Annotated in this window: 3 protein-coding genes; all 3 read right to left on the reverse strand. The window is 67.4% G+C overall.

The genetic code is table 11. From position 1 onward, the window contains the following. Positions 1-64 precede the first annotated feature (64 nt). From ACO2Q2_RS17495 to ACO2Q2_RS17505, 3 genes are read right to left on the reverse strand one after another with little or no spacing between them, the layout of a single operon-like run. The gene (locus ACO2Q2_RS17495; protein ID WP_423257529.1) at positions 65-457 is read right to left on the reverse strand and encodes a hypothetical protein; all 393 of its coding nucleotides are present in this window, start codon (positions 455-457) and stop codon (positions 65-67) included. Beyond that, positions 454-816 (reverse strand): hypothetical protein, encoded by a 363-nt coding sequence (locus ACO2Q2_RS17500; protein WP_423257530.1) that lies wholly within the window; start codon positions 814-816, stop codon positions 454-456. Before ACO2Q2_RS17500 ends, ACO2Q2_RS17495 begins: the two co-directional genes overlap by 4 nt. Next, the gene (locus tag ACO2Q2_RS17505; RefSeq protein ID WP_423257531.1) at positions 813-1,016 is read right to left on the reverse strand and encodes a hypothetical protein; all 204 of its coding nucleotides are present in this window, start codon (positions 1,014-1,016) and stop codon (positions 813-815) included. The genes ACO2Q2_RS17500 and ACO2Q2_RS17505 overlap by 4 nt, the downstream gene beginning before the upstream one ends. Between the last annotated feature and the right edge of the window lie 71 nt (positions 1,017-1,087).

Genomic DNA, 1,087 nt, shown 5'->3' on the forward strand with positions numbered 1-1,087 from the left:
TGCGTCACCAGCCAGTCGGCCAGCTCCTTGCGCTCGCGGCGCGCAGCGTGCCACTGGGCGCGGTTCATGACGCGCTCCCGATGCGGGTGAGGGCGGCTTCGCGGCGCGCTTCAGCGTGCTCCAACGCAGCAACCTTGCAGTCTTCCTCGTGCGAAACGCCCTTGTTCAGGAGTCCTGCGCCCGATTCGTTCTCGCAGTAGCGGCAGATGAAGAAATCGCTACCGGGAATGCCATAGCTGTCCACGTCGTAGCGTTCGCCGTCCCGCCAGTCGGCGCGTGCCATGTCGTACTCACGGTCTGCATCGATCAGCTCGGCCACGGCGGCGCGGGCTTCACGAAGTACCGCTTCGCGCTGGCGAAAGCCGTACTCGCGGACTTCCTCAGCATCACTGGTCTGCGAAAGATCGGTGATCTCCGCATCCAGAACCGCCAGCACATCCACCTTCGGCGCGCTCACTTCGCACTCCCGAACACCCGCAGCACCGCGCCCACGTAGTCGGCCAGATCCGGCCCATGCAGCCACGTCGCCAGCAGCACGCCGCCCCAGCCGATCGCGAACAGCAGGCCGATGGCCATGTCGGCGGCGTAGAGGCCTGCCACGTCGCGCCAGGTCGGAAGGTGGGCCGGAGCCTCGTCTTGGGCATGGCACTCGCCCGTGCCGGTCTGGCGCACGCGGTCGAGCAGCTGCTCGGTTGCCATCTGCGCCTCAATCTTGCGGCTGCGCTCGGCTTCCAGTTCGGCCTGCATCGCGGTGTAGTCGGCGATGGCACGCTTCTGCTGCAGCGTCTGGCCGATGTGGGGGACGGGCGCGTTCATGCCGCCACCTGCTGCGCTTCCCGCTGCTGCTGGGCCAGCTCGCGCTCTGCCCACGTCCGCGTCGCGGCGATCCTGGCGATTGTCTCGTTCGGGTAGGTGTGCGCGGTGACGAGGATCGTGCGGTAGTCCCGCCCGTCCAGCACTTCGCCGCGGAAGGCGTTGCCGAACCGCTCGGCGATGAAGATGGGCTGCTTGTTCATGCCACAACCTCCACGCGCTCGGCGTAGTAGGCGTGGCGCTGGCCGTTGCTGACCTTGGCGATGGCTTCCTG

The sequence above is a fragment of the Dyella sp. KRB-257 genome (genome assembly GCF_049445995.1).
In the GTDB taxonomy this organism is placed as follows: domain Bacteria; phylum Pseudomonadota; class Gammaproteobacteria; order Xanthomonadales; family Rhodanobacteraceae; genus Dyella_A.

What these genes read in the sequence shown, in the direction of transcription:
- ACO2Q2_RS17500 (WP_423257530.1), bottom strand. Translation starts at nt 816, where the DNA reads ATGAACGCGCCCGTCCCCCACATCGGCCAGACGCTGCAGCAGAAGCGT.
- ACO2Q2_RS17505 (WP_423257531.1), bottom strand. Translation starts at nt 1,016, where the DNA reads ATGAACAAGCAGCCCATCTTCATCGCCGAGCGGTTCGGCAACGCCTTC.